The sequence below is a fragment of the Methanogenium organophilum genome (assembly GCF_026684035.1).
Classification (GTDB): Archaea; Halobacteriota; Methanomicrobia; order Methanomicrobiales; family Methanomicrobiaceae; genus Methanogenium; species Methanogenium organophilum.
On the sequence record NZ_CP113361.1, the window covers coordinates 789,136 to 812,234 of the forward strand.

Annotated in this window: 24 protein-coding genes; 11 read left to right on the top strand and 13 right to left on the bottom strand. The window is 54.5% G+C overall.

Annotated elements, in window-relative coordinates; all coding sequences use genetic code 11:
- Positions 1-5: 5 nt before the first annotated feature.
- Positions 6-524 carry a DJ-1/PfpI family protein gene (locus OU421_RS04090; RefSeq protein ID WP_268187337.1) on the bottom strand — a complete coding sequence of 173 codons (519 nt, stop codon included), beginning with the start codon at positions 522-524 and terminating at the stop codon, positions 6-8.
- Positions 525-621: 97 nt separating this feature from the next.
- Here OU421_RS04090 and OU421_RS04095 point away from each other — a divergent pair, with 97 nt between their 5' ends.
- The 10 genes from OU421_RS04095 (at position 622) to rsgA (ending at position 10,245) form a co-directional block, all read left to right on the top strand.
- Complete coding sequence (locus OU421_RS04095) at positions 622-1,038, top strand: PaaI family thioesterase (RefSeq protein ID WP_268187338.1); 417 nt, start codon at positions 622-624, stop codon at positions 1,036-1,038.
- 196 nt (positions 1,039-1,234) lie between these two features.
- Entirely contained in the window at positions 1,235-1,681 is a 447-nt protein-coding gene (locus tag OU421_RS04100; protein WP_268187864.1) for an NfeD family protein, read from the top strand.
- A gap of 4 nt (positions 1,682-1,685) precedes the next feature.
- Positions 1,686-2,792 (top strand): SPFH domain-containing protein, encoded by a 1,107-nt coding sequence (locus OU421_RS04105; RefSeq protein ID WP_268187339.1) that lies wholly within the window; start codon positions 1,686-1,688, stop codon positions 2,790-2,792.
- A 217-nt stretch (positions 2,793-3,009) separates the two neighbouring features.
- Complete coding sequence (locus tag OU421_RS04110) at positions 3,010-4,596, top strand: CTP synthase (RefSeq protein ID WP_268187340.1); 1,587 nt, start codon at positions 3,010-3,012, stop codon at positions 4,594-4,596.
- A 6-nt stretch (positions 4,597-4,602) separates the two neighbouring features.
- Complete coding sequence (guaA, locus tag OU421_RS04115) at positions 4,603-5,520, top strand: glutamine-hydrolyzing GMP synthase (RefSeq protein WP_268187341.1); 918 nt, start codon at positions 4,603-4,605, stop codon at positions 5,518-5,520.
- 34 nt (positions 5,521-5,554) lie between these two features.
- Positions 5,555-6,688, top strand: coding sequence for an aspartate aminotransferase family protein (locus OU421_RS04120; RefSeq protein ID WP_268187342.1), 1,134 nt, complete (start codon positions 5,555-5,557; stop codon positions 6,686-6,688).
- Complete coding sequence (locus OU421_RS04125; protein WP_268187343.1) at positions 6,669-7,733, top strand: pyridoxal phosphate-dependent aminotransferase; 1,065 nt, start codon at positions 6,669-6,671, stop codon at positions 7,731-7,733. The genes OU421_RS04120 and OU421_RS04125 overlap by 20 nt, the downstream gene beginning before the upstream one ends.
- On the top strand, positions 7,730-8,242 hold the full coding sequence (locus OU421_RS04130; protein WP_268187344.1) for an adenylate kinase family protein: 513 nt from the start codon (positions 7,730-7,732) through the stop codon (positions 8,240-8,242). Before OU421_RS04125 ends, OU421_RS04130 begins: the two co-directional genes overlap by 4 nt.
- Complete coding sequence (locus OU421_RS04135) at positions 8,239-8,835, top strand: CDP-alcohol phosphatidyltransferase family protein (RefSeq protein ID WP_268187345.1); 597 nt, start codon at positions 8,239-8,241, stop codon at positions 8,833-8,835. Before OU421_RS04130 ends, OU421_RS04135 begins: the two co-directional genes overlap by 4 nt.
- A 300-nt stretch (positions 8,836-9,135) precedes the next feature.
- The gene (gene rsgA, locus OU421_RS04140; RefSeq protein WP_268187346.1) at positions 9,136-10,245 is read left to right on the top strand and encodes a ribosome small subunit-dependent GTPase A; all 1,110 of its coding nucleotides are present in this window, start codon (positions 9,136-9,138) and stop codon (positions 10,243-10,245) included.
- A gap of 21 nt (positions 10,246-10,266) precedes the next feature.
- Here rsgA and OU421_RS04145 read toward each other — a convergent pair whose 3' ends face one another.
- The 4 genes from OU421_RS04145 to OU421_RS04160 form a co-directional block, all read right to left on the bottom strand.
- On the bottom strand, positions 10,267-11,454 hold the full coding sequence (locus OU421_RS04145; RefSeq protein ID WP_268187347.1) for a deoxyguanosinetriphosphate triphosphohydrolase family protein: 1,188 nt from the start codon (positions 11,452-11,454) through the stop codon (positions 10,267-10,269).
- 27 nt (positions 11,455-11,481) lie between these two features.
- Entirely contained in the window at positions 11,482-12,867 is a 1,386-nt protein-coding gene (locus OU421_RS04150) for an MATE family efflux transporter (protein ID WP_268187348.1), read from the bottom strand.
- A 182-nt stretch (positions 12,868-13,049) separates the two neighbouring features.
- Entirely contained in the window at positions 13,050-14,384 is a 1,335-nt protein-coding gene (locus OU421_RS04155) for a hypothetical protein (protein WP_268187349.1), read from the bottom strand.
- 91 nt (positions 14,385-14,475) lie between these two features.
- The gene (locus tag OU421_RS04160; protein WP_268187350.1) at positions 14,476-15,024 is read right to left on the bottom strand and encodes a diacylglycerol/polyprenol kinase family protein; all 549 of its coding nucleotides are present in this window, start codon (positions 15,022-15,024) and stop codon (positions 14,476-14,478) included.
- 151 nt (positions 15,025-15,175) lie between these two features.
- On the opposite strand from OU421_RS04160, the gene OU421_RS04165 reads away from it, so the two are divergent.
- A complete protein-coding gene (locus tag OU421_RS04165) occupies positions 15,176-16,030 on the top strand; it encodes an ion transporter (RefSeq protein WP_268187351.1) in 855 nt (284 codons plus the stop codon).
- 11 nt (positions 16,031-16,041) lie between these two features.
- On the opposite strand, the gene OU421_RS04170 is transcribed toward OU421_RS04165, so the two are convergent.
- From OU421_RS04170 to OU421_RS04205, 8 genes are all read right to left on the bottom strand, one after another.
- The gene (locus tag OU421_RS04170; RefSeq protein WP_268187352.1) at positions 16,042-17,160 is read right to left on the bottom strand and encodes a nitrogenase component 1; all 1,119 of its coding nucleotides are present in this window, start codon (positions 17,158-17,160) and stop codon (positions 16,042-16,044) included.
- Entirely contained in the window at positions 17,153-18,196 is a 1,044-nt protein-coding gene (locus OU421_RS04175) for a nitrogenase component 1 (RefSeq protein WP_268187353.1), read from the bottom strand. The genes OU421_RS04170 and OU421_RS04175 overlap by 8 nt, the downstream gene beginning before the upstream one ends.
- Positions 18,156-18,974, bottom strand: a complete 819-nt coding sequence (gene cfbC, locus OU421_RS04180) for a Ni-sirohydrochlorin a,c-diamide reductive cyclase ATP-dependent reductase subunit (RefSeq protein WP_268187354.1) — start codon at positions 18,972-18,974, stop codon at positions 18,156-18,158. The genes OU421_RS04175 and cfbC overlap by 41 nt, the downstream gene beginning before the upstream one ends.
- A gap of 51 nt (positions 18,975-19,025) precedes the next feature.
- Positions 19,026-19,535 (bottom strand): YqhA family protein, encoded by a 510-nt coding sequence (locus OU421_RS04185; RefSeq protein ID WP_268187355.1) that lies wholly within the window; start codon positions 19,533-19,535, stop codon positions 19,026-19,028.
- 70 nt (positions 19,536-19,605) lie between these two features.
- Positions 19,606-21,075, bottom strand: a complete 1,470-nt coding sequence (locus OU421_RS04190; protein WP_268187356.1) for a TrkH family potassium uptake protein — start codon at positions 21,073-21,075, stop codon at positions 19,606-19,608.
- 120 nt (positions 21,076-21,195) lie between these two features.
- A complete protein-coding gene (locus tag OU421_RS04195; protein WP_268187357.1) occupies positions 21,196-21,600 on the bottom strand; it encodes a desulfoferrodoxin family protein in 405 nt (134 codons plus the stop codon).
- 12 nt (positions 21,601-21,612) lie between these two features.
- On the bottom strand, positions 21,613-22,797 hold the full coding sequence (locus OU421_RS04200; RefSeq protein WP_268187358.1) for an FprA family A-type flavoprotein: 1,185 nt from the start codon (positions 22,795-22,797) through the stop codon (positions 21,613-21,615).
- Between the two features lie 3 nt (positions 22,798-22,800).
- Complete coding sequence (locus OU421_RS04205; RefSeq protein WP_268187359.1) at positions 22,801-22,965, bottom strand: rubredoxin; 165 nt, start codon at positions 22,963-22,965, stop codon at positions 22,801-22,803.
- Positions 22,966-23,099: the final 134 nt, after the last annotated feature.

A 23,099-nucleotide genomic window follows, 5' to 3' on the forward strand; every position in this document is an offset into this window, starting at 1 on the left:
ACGGGTCAGATGCAGGAAAGTGCGCTGATGATCTCTTCTGCAAATGCTCCGGCAGCCTGCGGACCGTTTGCGGTAATAATAGTGTCATCTGTTACGACCGGAATGTCAGTCATGATGACGCCCTTATCAGCAAATGCTTTCTCTGAAAGACGGGTCTTAAAGACCGTGGCCTGCCGCCCTTCGAGGATACCTGCATAGGCAAGGACCACCGGCGCGAGGCAGATCGCGGCAACCACTTTTCCGTCGTCATACATTGTTTTGACAAGGACACGCAGGTCTGCATCTGTCCAGAGATACTCGGCAGCACCGGCACCTCCGACGATGACAATCCCATCATACAGAGACGCATCGCTATCCTGTATTGACTGCGTCACCTCAACCGTCTCTCCCAGCATACCCATACAGGACCCCGGAACATCGGTGGCTACATCGTAGGCGATCCCTGCTTCGGTAAAGGTCTGTGCAGGAATCAGATATTCCTCATCCCTGAACTTTTCGTGTGCAATGACCATGAGCAGTTTCATACCATTTAGGTCGTCACCAAAGGTTCATTAATTATGCGCAGCAGGTAACGGTAAAAAGCCGAATGCATAAAGGGAAAGACCACACACGTACCCATGTATGAGTTATCTCGAAGAGATCTCCATGAAAGGCCGGGACGCAAACCCCTTCTTCCGGATGATGGGAATTGATATTGTATCATACGGCGAGGGGCAGGCAATCCTCACTATGGACGTTCGGCCCGATATGATGAACGGCGATGGATGGCTGCAGGGTGGAATCTATACTGCTCTTGCAGACGAGGCGATGGCGCTTGCCCTCTTCACCATGCTGACAGAGAGAGAAATTACCGCAACCATCAGTGAATCAACCTCCTTTTACCGGGGAGTCCGTGACGGCACCATTCTGGCGGAGGGCACTGTTATCCGGAAGGGCAGAAAAGTCGCCTTCACCAAAGGAGTGGTCAGGCAACCGGGAGAGGATGGAACAATACTGGCAGAATCCTCCGCATCCTTTGCTGTGATAGAACAGCAATAATACCACAATATTTTCTCCAATTCCATTATGGTACCGATCCCAATACGTCCCTTTCCCATATCTATGCACAGAGAGAGCAAAACGGGGGTACACCTGGTAGCCCAGATACCCATGTTTCCGGAAAAAATCCCCCTCTGAAAAAGGAATTCACGCAATTATCTTTATCCTGTCAAAACTTGTATCTACCAGTGTAGTGATGGAAGTGTTAACTCTTGGATGGATATTGATCCTAATCGGGGTCATACTGCTCTTAGTTGAGGCATTCAACCCGGGATTCTTCCTCGCAGTACCCGGTACCACCCTGATCATCATCGGTGCCGTCTCACTGCTCTTCCCGGAGATCTTCAGTTCGACCTGGATCATTCTGATAGGCATCGTGACCGCACTCGCTGCGGCAGGGGGGAGCGTATGGCTGTATGCACGGATTACCCCGGATAAGGTGCCGTCTACGATAAGCAGGGATTCTCTTGCCGGAAAGACCGGCATCGTCACAAAGACCGTGGAGCATGAAAACATTAATGGAAAAGTTGTCATCGACAGTGTGGACTGGAGTGCCCGGTCTGCAGACGGCAGTATCGCAGTTGGAACAAAAGTTCGCGTCGTGAAATCCGTTGGGGTGCACGTCGTCGTTGAAGAGGTATAATATAATGGCATTCATTGATTTAGGAGAGACATTCTTCACTATCATTCTCGTACTCGCAATCATTCTCATCTTTGCAAAAGGTGTGGTGATTGTGCAGCCCTACCAGCAGGCGCTGGAAATACGACTGGGCCAGTACCGGGGGCGGCTGAATCCCGGATTCCGGTGGGTGATTCCCTTCATCACAGATATCATCAAAATAGACCTGAGAACGCAGGTGATGGACGTACCCCGTCAGGAGGTCATCACCAAGGATAACTCGCCAACAAACGTGGACGCCATCGTCTACGTCCGTGTGGTTGACCCGGAGAAGTCTGCCTTTGAGGTATCTAACTTCCGGATGGCAACCGTTGCCCTCGCCCAGACCAGTCTGCGTGGCATAATTGGTGACATGGAACTTGATGAGATACTCTATAACCGCGAACTGATCAACACGCGGCTGCGCGACATCCTCGACCGCGAGACCGATCAGTGGGGAGTAAAAGTCGAGCGGGTAGAAATCAAAGAGGTAGACCCGGTCGGTGCCGTCAAGCAGGCGATGACCGAACAGACGGCAGCAGAGCGTGAACGCCGGGCGGCAATCCTGCGTGCAGATGGTGAGAAGCGCTCAGCGATACTCACCGCAGAAGGTACGCGCCAGTCAATGATCCTCGAAGCAGAGGGCGACCGCCAGAGCAAGATTCTCCGGGCAGAAGGTGACAGAAAATCCCGCATCCTGCAGGCACAGGGTGAGGCACAGGGTCTGCGCATTCTCTCCCTTGGGTCACGGCCACTTGATAAAAAAGCGATTACGGTCCTCTCCCTTGATGCTCTCAAGCAGATGTCTGACGGGCAGGCAACAAAGATCATCTTCCCGTTCGAACTGTCAGGACTCATTAAACAGAGTGCACGGTTCCTCGGCGAAGAGGCAGAGGAACTCATCGACGAGGACTGGAAAGAGATTGCACTGGACGAATCCATCCTCGGAAAGTCTCCCGCTGAAGAGGGAATTGAGGACGCGGCAAAGTATGTGAAAGAGATTGAAAAGAAGATCCAGACCCTGGAAGACCCGACCACCCCGGTGAACGAAGATACTGCAACCCCGGCAGATACCCCGCTTACCGGTATGGAATAATTCTCTTTTCATCCATTTTTTATTTTGAATCTCCGTTATCACGGGGATGAACTCTCATTCGCGCCGGCATAGTACCGCTCTTCTGTTCCCTGCCCACGAACTCCTGATAGCATCTCGCAAACCTCCGGTAACCTCAATGATAAAGTGCGGGTACATGCAATAATATAGGCAAGGAGTATCAGCCGGCTTTCTACTCCGGTCGGGAAGGGGATATCAGGTGAAATATATTGTTGTAACAGGCGGTGTGATGAGTGGCCTCGGAAAAGGCATCACCACCGCATCAATCGGCCGATTGCTAAAAAACCGCGGGTATGCGGTGACCGCGGTCAAAATAGACCCATACCTGAATATTGACGCAGGTACGATGAATCCGGGCCAGCACGGAGAGGTTTATGTCCTCTCGGACGGTGGGGAAGTTGACCTGGATTTGGGTAATTATGAACGGTTTCTGGATATTGAACTAACATCCGCTCATAACATCACTACCGGGAAGGTCTACCGGGAAGTCATCGAGAAGGAACGGCGCGGAGACTATCTGGGTGCTACGGTTCAGATCATTCCGCATATCACCGCCCAGATCAAGGAATTTATCGCGCATGCCGCGACCCTTCAGGTCACTGCCGGTGAAGTCCCCGAGATCTGTATGGTGGAGGTCGGCGGTACCGTAGGCGACATTGAGAGCATGCCGTTTCTCGAGGCAGTTCGTGAGATGCGCGCCGAACTCCCAAAGGAGGACATGGCACTCGTTCATGTCACCCTGGTTCCCGCAGACAATATGGGCGACCACAAGACCAAACCGACACAGCACTCGGTGAAGGCACTGCGGGAACTCGGGCTCCAGCCGGATGTCATCGTCGGCAGAAGCGACTACATCATGAGCCCTTCCACCAAGAAGAAGATCTCCGCATTTACCGATGTGTCCGCAAAGGCGGTCATCAGTGCAATCACCGCGCCTGACATCTACCAGGTTCCGATGGAAATGGAAAAAGAAGGCCTTGCTGAAGTGATAACCGAACAACTGCACCTGAAGGCCCGCGAACCGGAGAACAGCTGGTACACCCTCATCAGCCGGGAGAGCACTGCCCGTGTCAGCATCGCCATCGTGAGCAAATATGGTATCGAGGATGTCTATATCTCCATAAAGGAGTCGCTGAAGCATGCCGGGTTTGCCCTTTCAACAGAAGTGGATATCCGGTGGCTTGATGCAGAGACATTTTCCACCAGTGAACTCGCAGATGTGGATGGCATTCTGGTGCCCGGCGGATTTGGCCACCGGGGCATTGAGGGGAAAATCAAGGCCATAAAATATGCACGAACTCACAGTAAGCCTTATCTCGGCCTCTGTCTGGGATTCCAGCTCGCTGTTATCGAATACGCCCGCAATGTGGCAGGGATTCCTGATGCGACAAGCGAAGAGATGGGACCCGGCTCCCATGTCATCGCCATTCTCCCCGAACAGGAAGAAGTGGAGGATCTGGGTGGCACAATGCGCCTCGGGAACTGCACCGCAGACCTCCGCAGGGGAACCCGTGTGCATGCACTCTATGGCACCGACACCATCACCGAACGCCATCGCCACCGCTATGAGGTGAACCCGGAATATATCGAACAACTGGAAGAGGCAGGACTTGTCTTCTCCGGCACCTGCGGGCCCCGGATGGAGACCTGTGAACTAAACCAGGAGACATTCTTCCTTGCAACCCAGTTTCACCCGGAATTCAAATCGACACCAACCCACCCGTCACCCCCCTATGTCGGCTTTGTTGAGGCATGCCGGAAACAAAAAATACTGAATCAGGAGTAGGACATCATGGTAAAAGCAGAGAAATTTATCGAGGAAGCAATTGCAGATATCCGGCAGAAGGCCGGCGATGACTACGTCGTTATGGCACTTTCCGGTGGTGTGGACAGTTCTGTCTGCGCAGAACTTGCAAAGCGGGCAATCGGCGAACGGTTGATCCCCATCTATGTGGACACCGGTCTGATGCGAAAAGGCGAGAGCGACCGGATTCGTGAACTCTTCAGTGATATTAACCTGAAGATGGTCGACGCCGCAGATGAGTTCATCTCGGCCCTCTCAGGCGTCACCGACCCTGAGGAGAAACGTAAAATCATCGGTGAGAAGTTCATCCGTGTCTTTGAACGTGAAGCACGTGAGACAAAGGCTGCATACCTGCTGCAGGGCACCATCTACCCTGACATCATCGAGAGCGAGGGCGGCATCAAAAGCCATCACAATGTCGGTGGCCTCCCGGTGGATATTGACTTCAAGGGAGTCATCGAACCGCTTGTTGACCTCTATAAGGATGAGGTTCGGGAAGTAGCCGGAGCCCTTGCAATGCCTGTTGAGATCCAGCACCGGATGCCCTTCCCCGGCCCCGGACTTGCTGTTCGTTGTGTGGGTGAGGTCACAGAAGAAAAGATTGCAATTGTCCGTGAGGCAAACGCCATCGCTGAAGAGGAACTCGTCGAACAGTTCAAGCCATGGCAGTGCCTTGCAGCAGTCATTGGTCTCGGCACCGGTGTGAAAGGGGATATCCGCCTCCACGGATGGATTGTCGCAGTTCGTGCGGTATACTCCCGTGATGCAATGACCGCAGAACCGGTCGAAGTCCCGTGGGAGAACCTCCACCGCATTGCATCCAGAATTACTGCAGAAATTCCAGGTGTCTCCCGTGTGGTCTATGACATCACCCCAAAACCACCGGCAACCATCGAATACGAGTAATACGAGTGAATAAGAGAGAAAGGAAGCGAACATAATGGTACAGAATGAATACCGCGATATGTGTGACACATACCTGATGCGCAACTTCAGCCGTGATATTTTAATCACGCGGGGCAAAGGCGCACGAGTGTGGGACGATGAGGATAACGAATATATTGACTGTGTGGCAGGCATTGCTGTCTGTTCCACCGGCCACTGCCACCCCAAGGTCGCTGAAGCCATCTGCCGCCAGGCGCAGGAGCTTATCCACATCTCAAACCTCTTCTACATCCCCGGACAGGCGCAGCTTGCAAAACGGATTGTAGAGAAGTCAGGTCTCAAAGGCGGACGTGTCTTCTTCTCCAATTCCGGCAGTGAAGCCGTTGAAGCAGCGGTGAAACTTGCCCGTGTGCGTACGGGGAAGAAGCGATTCATCGCATTCCGCTCCGGATTCCACGGACGTACATATGGGGCCCTCTCCCTGACACACAAGGAAGACTACCGTCTCCCCTTTACTCCTCTCCCCTATGAATGTGAATTCGTTAAATATGGCGACCTCGAAGGCCTGAAAGCTGTCATGGATGAAACAGTTGCCGCAGTCATCATCGAACCGGTGCAGGGCGAAGCAGGAGTCATTCCCGCACCGGAAGGATTCATGGAGGATGTCCGCAAAGTCTGCAACGAGAATGACGCTCTCATGATCGTTGACGAGGTGCAGACCGGATTCGGGCGTACCGGTACATGGTTTGCCTTCCAGCACTCTACCGCCAAACCGGACATTATCACGATGGCAAAGGGCATCGCCTCCGGATTCCCAATGGGTGGCATCGTCGCACGCGAGGGACTGGAGTTCCTCCCCGGTGAGCACGGTGGCACGTTCAACGGCGGCCCGCTCGCCTGCGCCGCGGCACACGCCACGATAGATGTCCTTGAGGAGATCATCGGTGATATCGAACGCAAGGGGGCACGGTTCCGTGATGGTCTCGCCGCATACAATCCCCGCCAGCGGGGTCTGATGATCGGCATCACTCTGGGAGACCGTTGCGCACCGGTGAAGCAGTACTGTGAGGAGCACGGGGTGCTCGTCAACTGCACCAGCGGAAACCTCCGTCTCGTCCCGCCGCTCGTCATCACCGACGAGGAGATAGATCAGGCGGTCAGGGTCATCAATGAAGCACTTAATTCGTAAGGAATTTCTGGAACAGGGATACGTCTTTGCGACACGGGCAGCGGAGATTGCCCGTGCCGCGGGACACACCCGCCCCGCACGCCTCGCGAGCAATGAAAACCCCTATCCGCCTTCACCCAAGGCAATCAAAGCGGCAGAAGACGTTCTGCCACATACCAACCGCTACCCGGACGAGACCAACCGGGCGTTCATCGATGCACTGAAAGAACGCCACGGCGAGTACCACTTTGTCGCAAGTGTCGGAATGGACGGGATTATTGATACGGTCATCCGCACCATCATCTCCGACGGAGATCGTGTCGCGGTGGCAACACCCACCTACTCCTACTACGGGCTTGCAGTCCAGGCACAGGGCGGTGTAACGGTATCCGTGCCACGGAAGGCGGACTTCTCCGTTGACCCGCACGCCTTCTGCCGGGACGCGGCAGGGACAAAACTGGCCTTCCTCTGCACCCCGAACAACCCGACCGGGACGACGGAGACGACGGAGACAATTGCTGCGATCTGCGAAAACTATGAAGGCATCCTCTTCCTCGATTGTGCCTATATCGAGTTTGACGAAACCGACTACCGCCCCCTGATGGAGAAATACGAGAACCTTATCATCGGGAGAACAATGTCGAAGGCCTACTCCCTCGCAGGGCTTCGGGTCGGGTACTCATTCGTGCCGGCATGGTATGAACCGATATACCACCGGGCGGCAACCCCCTTCACCCTCAACATGGTCTCGCAGGCAGCAGCAGCAGCTGCACTGGAGGACACTGACCATGTGGAGCGGATCGTCACGATGGTGAAAGAATGGCGAAAGCGATTCATGGACGAATGCCCCTATCCGGTCGTCCCCGGCGGGGCGAACTATGTGATGGTGGATGTGGCCCCCGGAAGGGCAGATGATATGGTGACAGAACTGGCACAGAAAGGGGTCATCGTGCGTTCCTGCGCGAGCTTCCCCGGCCTCCCGGAGCACTATATCCGCGTCTCCATCGGTGAACCGTGGGAGAACGAGGCGTTCCTCACCGCTATCCGGGAACTATACCAGCCATGATGACCGCACTGACCGGGACACCCGGTACCGGAAAGACGACCATTGCGGCCATCTTCACCGCACGGGGTATACCGGTCGTCTCCCAGAAGGAAACGATGGGGCCTCATATCCTTGAGCATGACGCGGACCGCGACACCGATATCATCGACGAGGATGCATGGGTTGACGCCTTTGTGCCGATGGAAGGGATCATTGAGGGGCACCTCACTCATCTCCTGCCGGCAGACCGGGTGGTTGTGCTCCGCTGCCGCCCGGATATCCTCGCCGCACGCCTGAGAGCACGCGGCTATAGTGAGGAGAAGGTGCAGGAGAATGCAGAAGCAGAAGCGCTCGATGCCATTCTCATCGAGACGCTGGAAGTGCATCCTGAGGAACAGATCACGGTGATTGACACCACTGATCAAAGCCCGGAGCAGACCGCGGATGAAATCGAGGCATTTATCCGTGGTGATGCGCCACATTCCCTCGCAGTACCTGACTGGTCAGAATATTTAGGAAGACGTGTATGACAGTAGATAACCTCCGCCCCCGTGTCCAGTGGATCGTTGAACCGGTAGCGAAGGGGATGGCAAAGGTCGGGTTCACCCCGAATGCCTGCTCTGTCATTTCATTTCTGGTGGCAATCGCCGCCGGAGCTGCATTCTATTTCGAAGAACCAATATTGGGCGTCGTCTGCGTCCTTTTGAACGCCTTCTTCGACGGGGTGGACGGAGCTATTGCCCGTGTGATGGGTAGTGCAGGGGCAAAAGGGGACTTCCTCGACCATGTCATCGACCGCTACGCAGACATCTTCATCATCTGCGGCATATTCGCAGGCCCTCTCGCCTCCCCCTTCATCGGTGTCTTCGGGCTCACCGGTGTCCTGATGTCATCCTATCTTGGGACACAGTCACAGGCGGTGGGTGTGGGTCGGGTCTACGGCGGCATTCTCGGGAGGGCAGACCGCCTGCTCCTGTTGATCGTCTTCGGCATCGCCGCTGCATTTATTCCGGGTGCCGTGTATGCAGGTCTCACGGTGATGGATGTGATGCTGATCATCTTCGGTGTCTTCGGACATATCACAGCTGCCCAGCGGTTCTACGGAACCTGGAAACAGCTCTGATTTTTTATTTTTTATTTATTTTCCAGTATCTCTCGTTACGTCCGTTTTCTTTCAATATAGACAATAAAAACCCGAATTGAGTGCAACCGTAGTAAATACTCCTCTCACCCGCCCGGCATACGCCGGGCTCCCCATCTCCCACGGGGAGAGGCAGTTCATGCGATGGGACATTTGAATTGAATGTGAGGCACAGACCAGCCCAACAGGTAATTCGGCACATAAAAATTCCGCCAAATTCACCCCCCTGCAAAAGAGAAATAAACACATCAGATACCATATATCTAATAAACGAGGATGAACATGGAGAATTCTCATGAGTCTTCTGACCGGACAGAACGGACAGATACAACCGCATCCCTCCACACACCCGGGTGGAACAAAGAACAGGAAGAGGCATTCACCCGCTACACCGGCCCCTATCTCGCGGGCAGGGTCACGTCACGCCACAAGACGGCCTTTGACGTGCTCCTCCCCCAGGGAGAGACTGGCCGCGTGGGGGCATCAGGTGCCCTCCGGCGCCTCGGAAAGATACCTGCGGTAGGCGACTTCGTGGTAGTCCTCGACCAGCCGGATTCCGGCACCCGGATGATCGTCGACATCCTTCCCCGGCACGGTACCCTCTCCCGCGGCGCACCGGGTGAGGGCGGGGGCTCCCAGGTGATCGCTGCAAACCTCGATACGGTCTTCATCGTCACCGCGGCAGGCGGTGACTTCAATATCAGACGGCTGGAACGCTATCTTGCGGTCGTGCACGCATCCGGTGCCCGGCCGGTCATCGTCATCAACAAAGCGGACCTCACAGAGGATACGGACGCACTCGTCGAAGAGACCGTCGCCATCGCCGGGGATACACCGGTCGTTGCAATCAGTGCCCGTGAAGGGGGTGGCATTGAAGAACTCAGCCCATTCCTCCCTGCAGGCACCACCGTCGCCCTCGTCGGCTCATCCGGGGTCGGCAAGTCCACCCTCATCAACACACTTCTCACGACCTCTGTGCAGGAGACACGGGACGTGCGGGACTATGACGAACGGGGGCGCCACACCACCACTGTCCGCCAGCTCTTCTCTCTTCCCGGCGGGGCAATGGTCATTGACAACCCGGGTGTCCGTGAAATCCAGCTCGGGAATGCCGCCGCAGGACTGGAAGAGACCTTCGCGGACATCGCTGAATTTGCCGCGGACTGCCGCTACCGCGACTGCCGGCATGACGGGGAGCCCGGTTGTGCCGTGCAGGAAGCGGCGGATGCGGGGCTTCTTTCTGAGGCGCGTCTTCTCTCCTACCGCCGGCTCATGAAGGAGGCAGGGTTTCAGGCGGAGAAAAATGATATTGGTCTCAAACGGCTTGAGAAGAAGAAATACAAGTGGATTGGAAAAGCCGCAAAGGATCTGAACAGAGAGAAGGGCAGATAGAAGGGGGCCTGCATCCTCCCCTTACTGATCATGGTTCCGGAAATGCCGCTTCGGGATTAAGAGTTCCCGGGCGACCGACTCAAAGTATTTGTCGGTCATCCCCGCGATATAGTCACGCACCTGTTCTGCAGGCGAGGCCTTCTCCAGATATGCCGGTGAGACCCACTCCGCACGGATGAGGTCTTTAAAGATGAGTGAGTCCGTCCGCTCTTCTTCGACATCTCCGAGGAACCGTTCAAAGAGCACACCGTAGAGATTTTTGATGAGCGGGTCCTGCGCATGCAGGACCTCATTCTCATAGATATTCGCGTAATTGTATTGTTTCAGCGCCTGCACGCAGTCAGACACTTCCGGTGAGAAACGGACTTCTCCGTTGTCAAAACTGCAGGCGATCACGTCCCGGCAGACCGTGTCGATGATGGACGCATTATACCGGCGATGATCACCCCTAAGAGAGAACATCGTCCGGCACTCCTCCGGGAGACCGGGAAGGGAGCGGTCGAGACATCCTATCTCGATTGCGTCCTGCAGGTCACGCCCGAGGTACGCGATGGTGTCTGCGATGCGCACCACACATCCCTCAACGGTGCCGGGGGTCTGGTCCTTTTTCTGCTGCATGATCTCCCGTTTCCGGGACAGCCCGTCCCAGTCCGTGATCGGGTCGGGGGTGAGGCGGGCGTTATGCACCTCCCCGTCATGACAGAGGATGCCATCTAAGACCTGCAGGGTGAGATTCGTATCCTCTATGGTGTCAAGAAACTGTATACTCTGCACGTTATGACAAAACCGGCCAGTATGATGGAATTCACAGAGTTCCGAGAGACATTTTTCCCCGAAGTGGCCGTAGGGCGGATGGCCGATATCGTGCCCGAGCGCAATCGCCTCGATTAAGTCCTCGTTCAGGGAGAGGGCACGCCCGATGGTCCGTCCGATTTTTGCCACCAGCTGGATGTGAATCGCCCGGTGGGTGATATGCTCGTTATCCAGCAGGTAGAAGACCTGCGTCTTGTCGATATAGCGTGAGAATGCCCGTGAGTGTATGATGCGGTCGATATCCCGGAAGAACGGGGGGCGGATGACCAGGTCCTCCGGAGGGCCGCCGTCCCTGCGGATGGCCGCATCATTACGGCAGGCATGACACGAGAGGAGTGACGCCCGTTCCTCCGTCCGTTGCGTGATGGCGTCCCGCTGTGCATCCGTGATCTGCATTGCATGAGCATTACCCGGCCCACCTGATTAAACCACGTCATCCGCCATCCCGCTCCTCCGGAGGAGAATACGGGTATAGACCCGGGCCCAGAGATACGCGATGCCGGCACCGATGGTATTCCCGACGACAAGGCCCCACCAGACGCCCATGATACCCCAGCCAAGGATAACCGCAAAGAGATAGCTGGTCAGGACCGTCATCCCGATGGTCCGCAGGAGGGTGACCACGAGAGAGTCAATCCCCCGGCCGAACCCCTGCAGCAAAGAGGAGGAGAAGACACCAAAACTAACCGCCGGGAAGAAGAAGCAGACCGTCTGCAGGAATACAACAAGACCGGGGTAGAGATGAGCTGCATCCTCACTGTACGTGAAGGCAAGGGCGATATAGGGGGCGCAGAGATAGACGGCAACCGTTACGGCAAGGCTGATTGCTACCCCGAGGCGGATGGCGTAGAGATGGCCTTCCTCCGCCTTGCGGATGATTCCTGCGCCATAGGCTGCACCACAGACCGAGACGACCGCCGTTGATATGGCAATGAGCGGCATGATGCCAATCGTTACCACCCGCCATCCGGTGGTATAGATCGCAATACCATCGGTTGTCGCCACCATGAGAATGATGATATTCAGTGAGAAGGTCGTCATCGCCATCGAAATATGCTGGATGGATGCGGGCAGCCCAACCTTCAGGATCTCCCGGGTGATGGTCCGTGAGAACGTGAACCCGGCGAAGGATACCTGCACATGGGTGTCGCGTTTGACAAATATCCACCAGAATATCGGGATGCAGGCGGATGTGAACGCCACCACGGTCGCCCATGCCGCCCCGGGGACTCCCAGTCCCAGCCCGTAGATAAAGATGGGGTCGAGGACGATGTTCACGAGAGAACTCACAAGCATCACGTACATTGTCCGCTTTGCATCCCCCTCTCCCCGGAGAATCGCACTCCCGATGCCCAGGGAGAGAATGAAAAAGGTCCCGAGGAAGATGATATCCGCATAATCAGATGCCATCGTCGCAACCGGCGTCTCCCCGAGAACTAAATCAAAGTGATCCGTCACCAGAAATCCGGTGATGGTGATGAGTACGGTGAATACCAGGACCAGGACTACCGTGTGGCTCACCACCCGGTTCGCACCCTCCGCGTCCCGCATGCCGATATAACGGGATATCGCAGACCCGGCGCCGACGCCCATCCCGTTTGCAAACCCAAAGACCGCAAAGAAGAACGGGAAGAAGAATCCTACCGCCGCAAGGGCGTCCGCGCTGATCCCTGCTACCCAGAAGGCGTCCGTGAGGTTGTAGACCGTCTGGAGCACCATCCCCACCATCACCGGCCATGCAAGACTGCGGATGGCGGGTTTCGGGTCGCCGAGAAGCGTCTCGACACCGACAGTCATCGGTCTTGTCATCGGGAGACACACTCCAACCCGCAATGAACCGTTTTACACCAATCGTGCAGGTATTTGATGCAACAACGGGCACGAAGCCCCATACGGCCATTCATCTACAAGATACATGCACCGCGGAAATGATAACCCTGACCCGGAATTTCCGGCAATAAAAATGAAAAGAGTCGAAGGGATATCAAGAGTTACTGTTTCAAAGGCTCTTCCAGAAGAAACCTCTGCATCGCATCCGCAAGGGCACGGATATCCTCCGGCGTGTGAGCATCGGTGCAGAACGGAATGGTAACGATCATCTTACCACGATAGGTGGAGACGTAGACACCGATCCCCGGCGGGTATGCTTCCCGGGTGGTAAGGTATGCTGTTGTGATCTCCAGTGGCATGTCATCCATCCCATGCCGGAACGCTGCTGACACCGCGGGTATTTCCCCCACATTGCTTACAAACGGGTTCTTCTTCCCGGTGAGACGGTATTCCTCTGCAAGGCCGTCCATAAAGGCCTTCACCGCACCGGTACCGCCGGCGTAGAGGCGCTCATAGAACACGGTTGACCCCAGGCCAAATCTACCGTTCTTCAACTCCCGCATCGCCTCAGAAACAGCGGTCAGAGCGCTACCCATTTCTCCGCAGCAGGCGGGAGAAAGGGAAAGGGTATAGGCGACCGAGAGGTTGCAGATACTGCGGGACAGTGCATCGGGGAGATACCGGCGCAGGTCCATTGCCCCGAGAACCCCAAGAGAGTTCGACTCTGCATACCTCTTATCACAGACCTGTATGAGAGCGCAGAAATAAGCAGCCAGAATCCGGTCATTGAGGGTAACGCCCGATTCCTTCCCGGCAGCCCTCAGGGAAGTAACGGTATCTGCTCCGATTGCAAACAACTCCCAGACGACCTTCCCGCACGGACGATCCCGGTACGGAAACGACCAGTCTTCTGTACACGCCGATTCACGCTCACAGATGGGGTCGAGTTCTTCAGCGGAGAAACCGGAAAGAATGGCGTCAGTACCGCGGTATTCCCACGAAGGGCCCTGAAAGACAGGCGGCTTTCCCGAACATATCCGCCGGTAGGCATCGGCACAGAGAGCGGCAGCCTGAAAGAGACCGTTCGCGTCCATCGCCCCGTGATGGGCAGATATGATGAGAACATCCCCTTCCTCTCCGGTACTCCGGCAGAGGCGCACGTCCATCTGGGGGCCGGTGAACGGATCAATTGATACAAGCGGCAGGAAATTCGGATCTATTGGCCCTTCTATCTTATGCACCGAGAACGCAGGTTTATCACCCATCCCGGACTGCCAGTAGCCCCGGTCATCTTCCTCACCATAGTGTGACGCAAGGATGGGGGCCATCGTGCCTGCTGCTGCGACCGCGGCCTCCAGAGCGCATACATCAAAAGCACCGTCTGCCTGCATCACAAGGTGGAGCGTCGGATCATAAATCGTAGAAAAATGGACATTTGCAACATCAAACGCCGAAGCCGGATGTTTCCCGGAATGGCGGGACGGAGAATTACTCATATTCACTCAGGGACTCCGGGTTACAGGATGATATGCCTTTGCGTCAGAGTGTGAAAGTGTGGATTGTCAGGAAAGGGATCACTGCAGACCCTCAGATAAGCATGAGACAGAGCAGGCAGACCACCGGGGGTATGACCAGGTTGTCCTCAATGGGTGAGACCAGTTCTGCAATGCCTGCGACAACGGCCGCCGCAGCAGCAGGAAGAGGAGGCAGGAGAAGTGCGAGCGGGATTAATGCCGCAATGATTCCACCTGCCGTGCCCTCCCAGGACTTTCCGTTGAATATACGGTGCCGCCCGAAATGCAGTCCCGCAATCGTGCTGACTGAATCAAGAACCGCAAGGGTGAGCACCCCAGCCACCACATAGTCCAGCGGGAAGAAGATCAAACAGAATAACGCAGAGAGGACAAAACAGACCGCACCATATCCGGGCATCCTTCCGGTGCGTTCAAGATTCTCCACCATCGATGATGCAATAGGAACCGTATAACCACGGTCCACCAGGTCAATGAGGACAAACCCGCCAAAGAGACCCAGGGCAAGTACCATGATGGCATACTCCCTGCCAAGGGCGGCAATCGCAAGAGCGATTCCAATGCCAAACGCCAGATGCACCAGCTGACGGCCGTCTTCATTCATTACCCGATATTTGTGACGGGGGCGGATAAATGCGCCGGAATTTTTCCGCAGAACGCAGCAGAACAGGTATACAGGAATCAAATCCGAAAATATTCAGACCAAAACCCTGAATAAATCTGATAAAAAAATACTAACGCAGGAAGAGGGACAGATGGGTCGAATAAAGACACGTGTATTTGAGATCGTATCCTCTGCAAAAGAGGGAGACCGGACCAGTTTCTTGTTTGACATGGTGATCATCGGCTTCATCATTCTCAGCGTCGGGGAGTTAATCATTGCAAGCATCCCCGGTATGATCATTCGCTATTTTTGGGTGTTCGTTGCAGTAGAAATACTCACGGCAGTTGTATTCAGTATTGAATACATCCTCAGAATGTGGTCATGCACGGTGGATGAACGCTACCAAAACCCGATTTCCGGAAGAATCCGATTTGCCCTGACACCTCTTGTCCTCATTGATCTGGTATCCATTCTGCCGTATTATCTCACGATCCTTATCCCGGGTGCCAATGTCACATTCCTTCGGACACTCAGGGTATTTCGGTTCTTTAAACTGGGCAGATACTCCCGCTCATTCGGTATTATGATCAAGGTGCTGGAGCGAAAAAAGGAGTCATTGGTGGGCACGGTCTTCATCATCATGGTGGTCCTCATCATCGCTGCCTCCCTGATGTACCGGATTGAATATACTGCCCAGCCGGAAGTATTTTCCAGTATTCCGGAAGCGATGTGGTGGGGTATTGTCACCATTGCGACCATCGGATACGGGGATATGGTTCCTATCACTCCGATGGGAAAGGGACTGGGCTTTGTAATCTCCCTCATTGGCATCGGTCTCTTTGCTCTCCCTGCCGGTATCCTTGCATCCGGATTCTCTGAAGTCATCAAAGAAGAGGAGGAAAGAAAGGAACAGGAAAAAACCGAGAAATCGGGCATTTCAACGGATGACTATGAGATCTGCCCTCATTGCGGACGGGAAATCCGTCCGGAAGACAAACAAAAATAATATTTTTCCATTCAGCAGTCGTTTTTCCCTGCGTTTATGACAGACTCAATGAGCCAGAGGACACCCTCTGTCCCAATGAGCGGACGGTGACAGAGCATCGAATGTTTGCGTATGGGAATCGTTGTCTGCACTAAGGGCACATCTGGTGCGAGGGTCTTTTCATACCGTGACCCGATGATCAGATCAGGCTCGCCATCTGCAATCATCTGTTTTACCGTCCCCAGGTCGGGTGCCCAGGTACACACAGAGGCCTCAGGAGGCCGGTTGCGGGCGCCTGCGCTGCATATTTCAGCTTCCAGAAAGGTTGTGAGCAGGTCTGCTGCCATATCCATGTAACCGGCAATCCCAAAGAGGGCCACCCGTGGTGGATCGTTGACGCGGAGATACCGGTCACATGCCTTGATCACCAGCTCTTCAGTCTCTTCGCAGATATCCATGACAGAAGCACAGTCCGCGTCCGGGAAGGTCTCCTGAAGGGCAGAAAACGCTGACTCAATGGCATCCAGTCCGCACAGTGACCCAACAGACCTCCCGATACCGGATGCCACATCCGGAAGGGCAGTCACCGTCACCATCGCCGGATTCAGAGCCGAGGAGAGCGTATCATCACAGTATTTCGCCGCAACCGGGATGCCTGCAGCGGCAAGCAGGCGTTCTGCTTCCATCCGGTTACCGGCGGCGAAGGGATCGGTTGAGATGAGCCCGTCAATATTCACCCCGTCACGCGCCGGGTCGGTCTCTGTGGGGAAAGCGGCGAGGGATAGCCGGTACCCGTCCATCATATCCCCACAATAGCCAGGTGCATCGATAATCAGTGCGTCTGATCCGGCACAGTATGGCACAAGATCCTCACCAATGGTTGCCGGCACACAGGAATTGATAACAACAATCCTCTCACTGATGGGCAGGAGCGCTTCTGCCACCTCCTGCAGACGGTCCCCGGTGCCAAAGATCACCTCGTCTTCAACGAGATAGGTACAGTTCACGGGGTCAGGAATGATGGAATCAGCATAGAAATAGCAGCCTGACGCGCCGTGGATAATAACTCCTGCCCCCTCCAGACCTGCCATTGCTGCGGCGGCACCGACCATCGCACAGGGCCAGAGTGGATTGGTGCATAGCTTAGCCATTGATAAACCTCCGCCACTGCCGGAGCATCCGCCGCAGCCCAAGTGTGCCCACCGGCATGCAGAAGGGTATAGGAATAACAGTGCCCTCCGGTGCAACCTTGACACCAACGGCATCTGCAACCTCAGTAAACATTTCCATCCCCGCGGACTGGAAGCCAAATGAGTCAAAGGTCACATACGCACCGGATAAATCAGAAAATTCATCGGTGAGTGCCGCCTGCTGCTCCTCTTCTGCACGAACAGCGTCTGTGAAGTCCCTTCCGGTGAGACGGCCGGTCTCCCGGATGAACGCAAGTGTTGCAGAGAGACCGACCGGGAACTCCGGAATAGAGGGGATACCGGTGCAGGCATCGAAATGCCGTCCCAGGATACCGTTCGTGTCCTCCCGAAAGAGGTTCAGACCCGCATCCCCGAACCGCCCGATATTCTCTACGGTGATATCACGCACATACCGTATATTCACGTCCAGGTCCAGCATACCGAGTATTCGGGATACCTCCTGAAAATTGTCGTCCACCTCAAACTCCAGATTCTTTTCACCGATAATATTCACTTTATCCGGGTCGCGTTTACCGGGCCGGATGAATGACGAGAGGGCGGTGAGCGTACTGGTATACCCATCGTTGAAAGTGCCTCCGAGAAAGCCGGAGCTTGGCACATAAATGACCGGGCAGTCCCATTGCCGACTGCAGATGCCTGCCACATCGTCCCCGATTGTCTCGGAGACACAGGTGCTTGCGACCACGACTGCAGCCGGGTCATCCGCACATACTGCCGTCAGGGCATCATGGAGGGCGTCCTCTCCTCCGAAGATTACTTCATCCTCACCAAGACCGCTGGAGACAATCTCCGGGATGCGGAACACATCATGCTCTGCAAGAGTGGTGTACAAAAGGGAGGTATTGATATGAGTACATCCGTCCGGGCCATGGATCAGGGTCACGGCATCGGTGAGAAAAGCACTCACTGAGAGGACACCCATGACCGTGCATCCTTCATAGCGTGATGTACGACCGTGCAAGTTCTTCGAGTTCATGCATCTCGAGTGGGGTGGGGATGGTAAGGTTCGTATTTTCCATAATCGTCCGGGCCAGGTTTCGGTAGACTTCTGCCTGTTCGGATTCCGGTGCGTATTCAATGACCGTGCGCTGATTCACCTCTGCAACCTGAACGATGTTGGCACGGGGAATGTAGGCAACAAGACGGGAATTTACGCGTTCGGCGAATTCACGCACCAGTGCCTCTTCGCCAGGGATGTTCTTTGCATTGCAGATAACGCCTGCAAGGGAACAGACACTGCGGGTGCGGCGGGAGAGACGGGCAATTGCCTTGCAGATGTTGTTTGCCGCATAGAGTGACATGAACTCGCCGGAAGTGACGAGATAAATTTCCTGCGCATACCCGTCACGCATCGGCATCGCAAACCCGCCACAGACTACATCACCGAGGACGTCGTAGACAATGACATCGCCATAAAGGGCTTCCAGTCGCTGGAGCAGCTGGAATGTGGCAATGATACCACGGCCCGCACAGCCGATACCGGGTTCCGGACCCCCTGCCTCAACACACCGGATACCCCCATACCCGGTGAACACCGCGTCAGGGACCCCGACATTGGCATCACCATGTTCACGGACAAGATCCAGGACGGTAGGAATCCACTCCCCCTGCATCAGCATCCGCGTGCTGTCATGCTTTGGGTCACAGCCGATCTGCATGACATCCAGCCCGCAGTCCGAAAGAGCTGCCGAAAGATTAGCTGATGTGGTGGACTTGCCAATACCTCCCTTCCCATAGAGGGCGATCTGTTTCATTGACTAAAGTTTTGTTGCCCCTGCTATTTACTCCTCCTGATAGAAGACGGATCACTCACCCTGCCGGAGTACCATAAGACTGACAGAGAGAAGAAGGATAGCAGCAGGCAGGATGAGACTTTCAGGGGGCAGATTGGCGTAGCCTGTCTTTGTCGCCGTCTCAAGGAAATGTACAAAGAGGATGAAGACAATGACCTCCCCCAGGATCATCTTCAGCTGGAAGACGCTTTTGATTCGCAGCCATTCGGGAAAACGGACCCGCTCTTTCTCTTCATCTTCTACGAGAAAGAGATAGAGGATGCCATAGGCAAAGATCAGCATAACAAGGGCAAAGAGAAAGACATCGATGGACTGTGCAAGGGACACCGTTGCAAGATCCCCCGGTGTAAGATATTCGGGAAGGGCGTCTTCGGGAAGAAAGGCATTTCCCAGGAAAAAATACCAAAATGCCGAGATCGTCTTTTCAACACCGATGAAAAACATCAGCGCGGACCCGAAAAGAGATGAAACTGCAGCAATAACCACCAGATACCGTGCTTTGGTAAAATATTTCCAGACCACTCGGTCCCCCCTGCACTCAGAGCAAGAGCGTCAGCTATTATATTAATAATTTCCGTGGTTTTTCCGGGTCTCACCAGTCAAACCCGCGAATGATACCGATGAAGAAGACCATCACCGCCATCACTTCCAGCCTTCCCAGCCACATCTGAAGAATGAGAACCAATTTTGACCAGATGGTCAGGTCAGGTGTCACAAAACCGGTGGATATACCGTTGTTACAGGTTGCAGAGACTACATCAAAGATAACAAGGGTCGTATCGATATCAGGCTGTTCAAAGTGCATGATGGTGACAAGGGCCAGCAGGATCGACAGAAGAAAGAGAATGAACGTGAGCATATTCCGGGAAACCAGAAATTCAGCTTCTGCGCGCTGAAATGTTCTGCCATTGTAGCGCAGGGGGAGCATTGCTTTTGAACTGATAAAAGACCTGCGGAACCAGTATTTGATACCTTTCAGCCCGATCAGAACACGGGATATTTTCACCCCTCCTGCAGTACTTCCGGACGAACCGCCAATAAAGACAAGAATCGTGAGAAAGAGGACTGAAACCGGTTCCCAGACTATAAGATCTGCAGTCTGGAACCCCGTGGATGTGACCGCCGCAGAGGCCATAAATATCCCATTTACAACGGCAGACGCCTGATCCAGTCCGTTAAAGACGATCAGGTCGCCGGTAATGATAACAAAACCCAGAAAAACCAGCAAAAAGAGCAGTTTTGCCTGTTCATCCTGAAACAGGTTCATTTCACGTTTCCGGTACATCAGATAGTAGATCTTGAAGGGGAGCGCCCCCGCAATCATCACCGGAATGATCAGCATCTCGAGGAGTACGTTGTTATAAGCAGGAATTCCCCCCGAATGGATCGTAAATCCACCGGTGGAGATCGCAGTCATCGCAATATTGATGGCATCCCACAGCGACACACCCGAACAGAGGATTAACAACACCCCCGCTGCGGTGAGCGTCAGATATATCCGCCACATATGTGCCCCCTGCTCTACCACACTTGGCATGAAGGCATCACTGCGCCCCTCCATACGCTCACTGCTGTAGAGCCGATGGCGCGAAACGGAGGAACGATTCAGGAGGGCCACGGTGAATGCCACAATTCCTATGCCACCAAACCATTCCATCAGGGTCCGCCAGAAGATCAGGGTCTCGGGCAGGGCGTCTACATCGCGGGCCATCGTCATCCCCGTATCCGTCCACCCGGACATTGCCTCAAAGAAGCCGTCAATGTATGGCATACCGGCACCGAAGACAAACGGAAGCGCACCAACGAGTGCACAGATGAGCCAGATGCCCGCCACAGAGAAGAGAGACATGGAGAGACGCGGTTCCCGTTCCGTTTCGGGAAGCCGGATGAGAAGCGTTCCGATACAGAAGAGGACCGCCGGCACTGTTGCCATCGGAAGAAGCATATCATATTCCCTGAATATAAGGGCCACGACAAGCGGAATACAGGTTCCTGCACTAATATAGCGGAGAATCATGCCCATATCCGTCGTCAGTGTCAGATACTGGTGGAGGCGGTCCATATACATGTAACCATTGCAGGAGGGCGACTATTATGCTTTTGTTACGGGACGGCTGGAACGATTCTGCCCGAAAACCAGACAGAACGAAAAAATACCGAAAAAATGAGTTGTTTGACCTGCTCAGCGGTTCACCCAGAGGTTGTGGACATTGCAGCATTCAAAGGCCTTGACATCAGTGTCGGGGCAGGGGAAAAAGGCCTCAGGTGCATCGCCCGGGTTCAGATAGTGAAGCATGAAATCATCACCGGCCTGCACCCCAATCCACATGATGTAGTGTTCTTCTGCCATCGGATGGGGTGTTGACCCAACGGTGACCTTGATTCCCCCCTCGACCTTCTCAACGATGGGCACATGCTTCTCTTTTGCGAAGTCTGCCGTCTGCTCGGAGAGTATTTCCATCTCATTTCCCGCACAACTGACAGAGAGATCTTCAGGCGTTGGCGCCATGCACATGTCCGGGTTCATAACCATTACCGTGCCGCTGCATCCGGGGCACTTATAAAATACAGGATTTGTTACCATCATCTTCACCTCGTTTCAGACGAGGTGATTATCCTGATGGCGTTTATAGATTTCGTCTGCCAGAACGGTAATTGCAACAAGTTCCTGCTCGCCCGGTTTTCCTTTGATATAAACCGGTTCAAGCATCTCAGCTTCGAGTTTTGGCATCATCTCTCCAAGCGTCTGTACGGTCTTTCCTCCCCACCCGAATGATCCAATAACAGCGGCATACCGTGCCTTTGGCTTGAGTATATTTGTGAGAAATGCAATATTTGCGGCTTTCGGGTGCGGTCCGAAATGGACAGTGGGAGAACCAATGACAATGGTCGTTGCATCGATGAGATCCATTGCAATCGTGCCCGTCGAGGAAGTGCCGAGATCATAGGGGCGCACATCAATGCCCCGCTGGATGAGTGCATCGGTGAGGCGTTCCACCATCCACTTTGTACTATGATGCATGGAGACGAAGGGGATGACAACGAGGTTTTTCCCCTCATCAGACGACCATTCACGGTATAGCGAGAGAATCGCTGACGGATTGTTGTATACCGGCCCGTGACTTGGTGCGATCACCGCCGGATTAAGAGATTCCACCTGCTCAACATACTCCTGGATCTTTGACCGGAACGGTTGCATGATAACCGCATAATACCGTTTTGCAGCCTCCTGCAACCGCGATGAACCGTCTGCAAAGAGGGACGAGCAGGCAAGGTGTGCACCGAACAGGTCACAGGAGAAGAGGATGCGGTCTTCCGGCACCCAGGTGACCATTGTTTCAGGCCAGTGCACCCAGGGCATTGAGTAGAAGACCAGCGTTTTATCCCCGAGATCAAGTGAATCTCTGTCCTCTGCGACCAGAATTCGTTCATCATCGATGAGAAGCATAGAACAGAGGAGATCTTTGCCCTTCTCTGTCGTAACAACGGTTGCCATGGGATATAGCTCTAAGAGCAGAGGGAGTGCACCGGAGTGGTCCTGTTCGGCGTGGTTTGCAATGATATAGTCCACAGAATCAAGCTTTGCACGGATGAGATTTGTGACATACTCCTCATCAAACCCCGCCTCCACGGTATCAATGAGGGCCGTTTTTTCACTTCCCTGTACGACATAGGCATTATAGCTTGTTCCGTCCGGAAGCTCCATCAGGTCATCAAACGCCAGCCGGTGCCAGTCGATGACCCCCACCGATGATATTCCCGGCAGGATTTCACGTACAACCATTACTCAGTTCACCTCAGTGAACTTTGCCTTCACAGCCCCGCACACGGGACAACGCCAGTCCTCAGGGAGGTCAGCAAATGCTATACCGGGGGCTGCCCCCTCGTCACCTTTCTTTGGGTCATAGATATGTCCGCAGACTGTACATTTCATCCGGCTTGTTGCATCCATTTCTGTTATCTCCTGTTCCGAAATATCCCCTGTATCATACGGTATTGCCCGGAACCTTCTGCTGAATGATTATAGCATCATTATTTAAATGGATTATTATCGTCTTCGGAATGATGCCACAGAACACCCGGATC

What these genes read in the sequence shown, in the direction of transcription:
- OU421_RS04190 (WP_268187356.1), bottom strand. Translation starts at nt 21,075, where the DNA reads ATGGACCGCCTCCACCAGTATCTGACACTGACGACGGATATGGGCATG.
- OU421_RS04150 (WP_268187348.1), bottom strand. Translation starts at nt 12,867, where the DNA reads ATGACAAGACCGATGACTGTCGGTGTCGAGACGCTTCTCGGCGACCCG.
- OU421_RS04155 (WP_268187349.1), bottom strand. Translation starts at nt 14,384, where the DNA reads ATGAGTAATTCTCCGTCCCGCCATTCCGGGAAACATCCGGCTTCGGCG.
- OU421_RS04195 (WP_268187357.1), bottom strand. Translation starts at nt 21,600, where the DNA reads ATGATGGTAACAAATCCTGTATTTTATAAGTGCCCCGGATGCAGCGGC.
- OU421_RS04130 (WP_268187344.1), top strand. Translation starts at nt 7,730, where the DNA reads ATGATGACCGCACTGACCGGGACACCCGGTACCGGAAAGACGACCATT.
- OU421_RS04100 (WP_268187864.1), top strand. Translation starts at nt 1,235, where the DNA reads ATGGAAGTGTTAACTCTTGGATGGATATTGATCCTAATCGGGGTCATA.
- OU421_RS04175 (WP_268187353.1), bottom strand. Translation starts at nt 18,196, where the DNA reads ATGAACTCGAAGAACTTGCACGGTCGTACATCACGCTATGAAGGATGC.
- cfbC (WP_268187354.1), bottom strand. Translation starts at nt 18,974, where the DNA reads ATGAAACAGATCGCCCTCTATGGGAAGGGAGGTATTGGCAAGTCCACC.
- rsgA (WP_268187346.1), top strand. Translation starts at nt 9,136, where the DNA reads ATGGAGAATTCTCATGAGTCTTCTGACCGGACAGAACGGACAGATACA.
- OU421_RS04135 (WP_268187345.1), top strand. Translation starts at nt 8,239, where the DNA reads ATGACAGTAGATAACCTCCGCCCCCGTGTCCAGTGGATCGTTGAACCG.
- OU421_RS04095 (WP_268187338.1), top strand. Translation starts at nt 622, where the DNA reads ATGAGTTATCTCGAAGAGATCTCCATGAAAGGCCGGGACGCAAACCCC.
- OU421_RS04145 (WP_268187347.1), bottom strand. Translation starts at nt 11,454, where the DNA reads ATGCAGATCACGGATGCACAGCGGGACGCCATCACGCAACGGACGGAG.
- OU421_RS04090 (WP_268187337.1), bottom strand. Translation starts at nt 524, where the DNA reads ATGAAACTGCTCATGGTCATTGCACACGAAAAGTTCAGGGATGAGGAA.
- guaA (WP_268187341.1), top strand. Translation starts at nt 4,603, where the DNA reads ATGGTAAAAGCAGAGAAATTTATCGAGGAAGCAATTGCAGATATCCGG.
- OU421_RS04160 (WP_268187350.1), bottom strand. Translation starts at nt 15,024, where the DNA reads ATGAATGAAGACGGCCGTCAGCTGGTGCATCTGGCGTTTGGCATTGGA.
- OU421_RS04205 (WP_268187359.1), bottom strand. Translation starts at nt 22,965, where the DNA reads ATGGATGCAACAAGCCGGATGAAATGTACAGTCTGCGGACATATCTAT.
- OU421_RS04200 (WP_268187358.1), bottom strand. Translation starts at nt 22,797, where the DNA reads ATGGTTGTACGTGAAATCCTGCCGGGAATATCATCGGTGGGGGTCATC.
- OU421_RS04170 (WP_268187352.1), bottom strand. Translation starts at nt 17,160, where the DNA reads ATGGCTAAGCTATGCACCAATCCACTCTGGCCCTGTGCGATGGTCGGT.
- OU421_RS04165 (WP_268187351.1), top strand. Translation starts at nt 15,176, where the DNA reads ATGGGTCGAATAAAGACACGTGTATTTGAGATCGTATCCTCTGCAAAA.
- OU421_RS04125 (WP_268187343.1), top strand. Translation starts at nt 6,669, where the DNA reads ATGAAGCACTTAATTCGTAAGGAATTTCTGGAACAGGGATACGTCTTT.
- OU421_RS04105 (WP_268187339.1), top strand. Translation starts at nt 1,686, where the DNA reads ATGGCATTCATTGATTTAGGAGAGACATTCTTCACTATCATTCTCGTA.
- OU421_RS04120 (WP_268187342.1), top strand. Translation starts at nt 5,555, where the DNA reads ATGGTACAGAATGAATACCGCGATATGTGTGACACATACCTGATGCGC.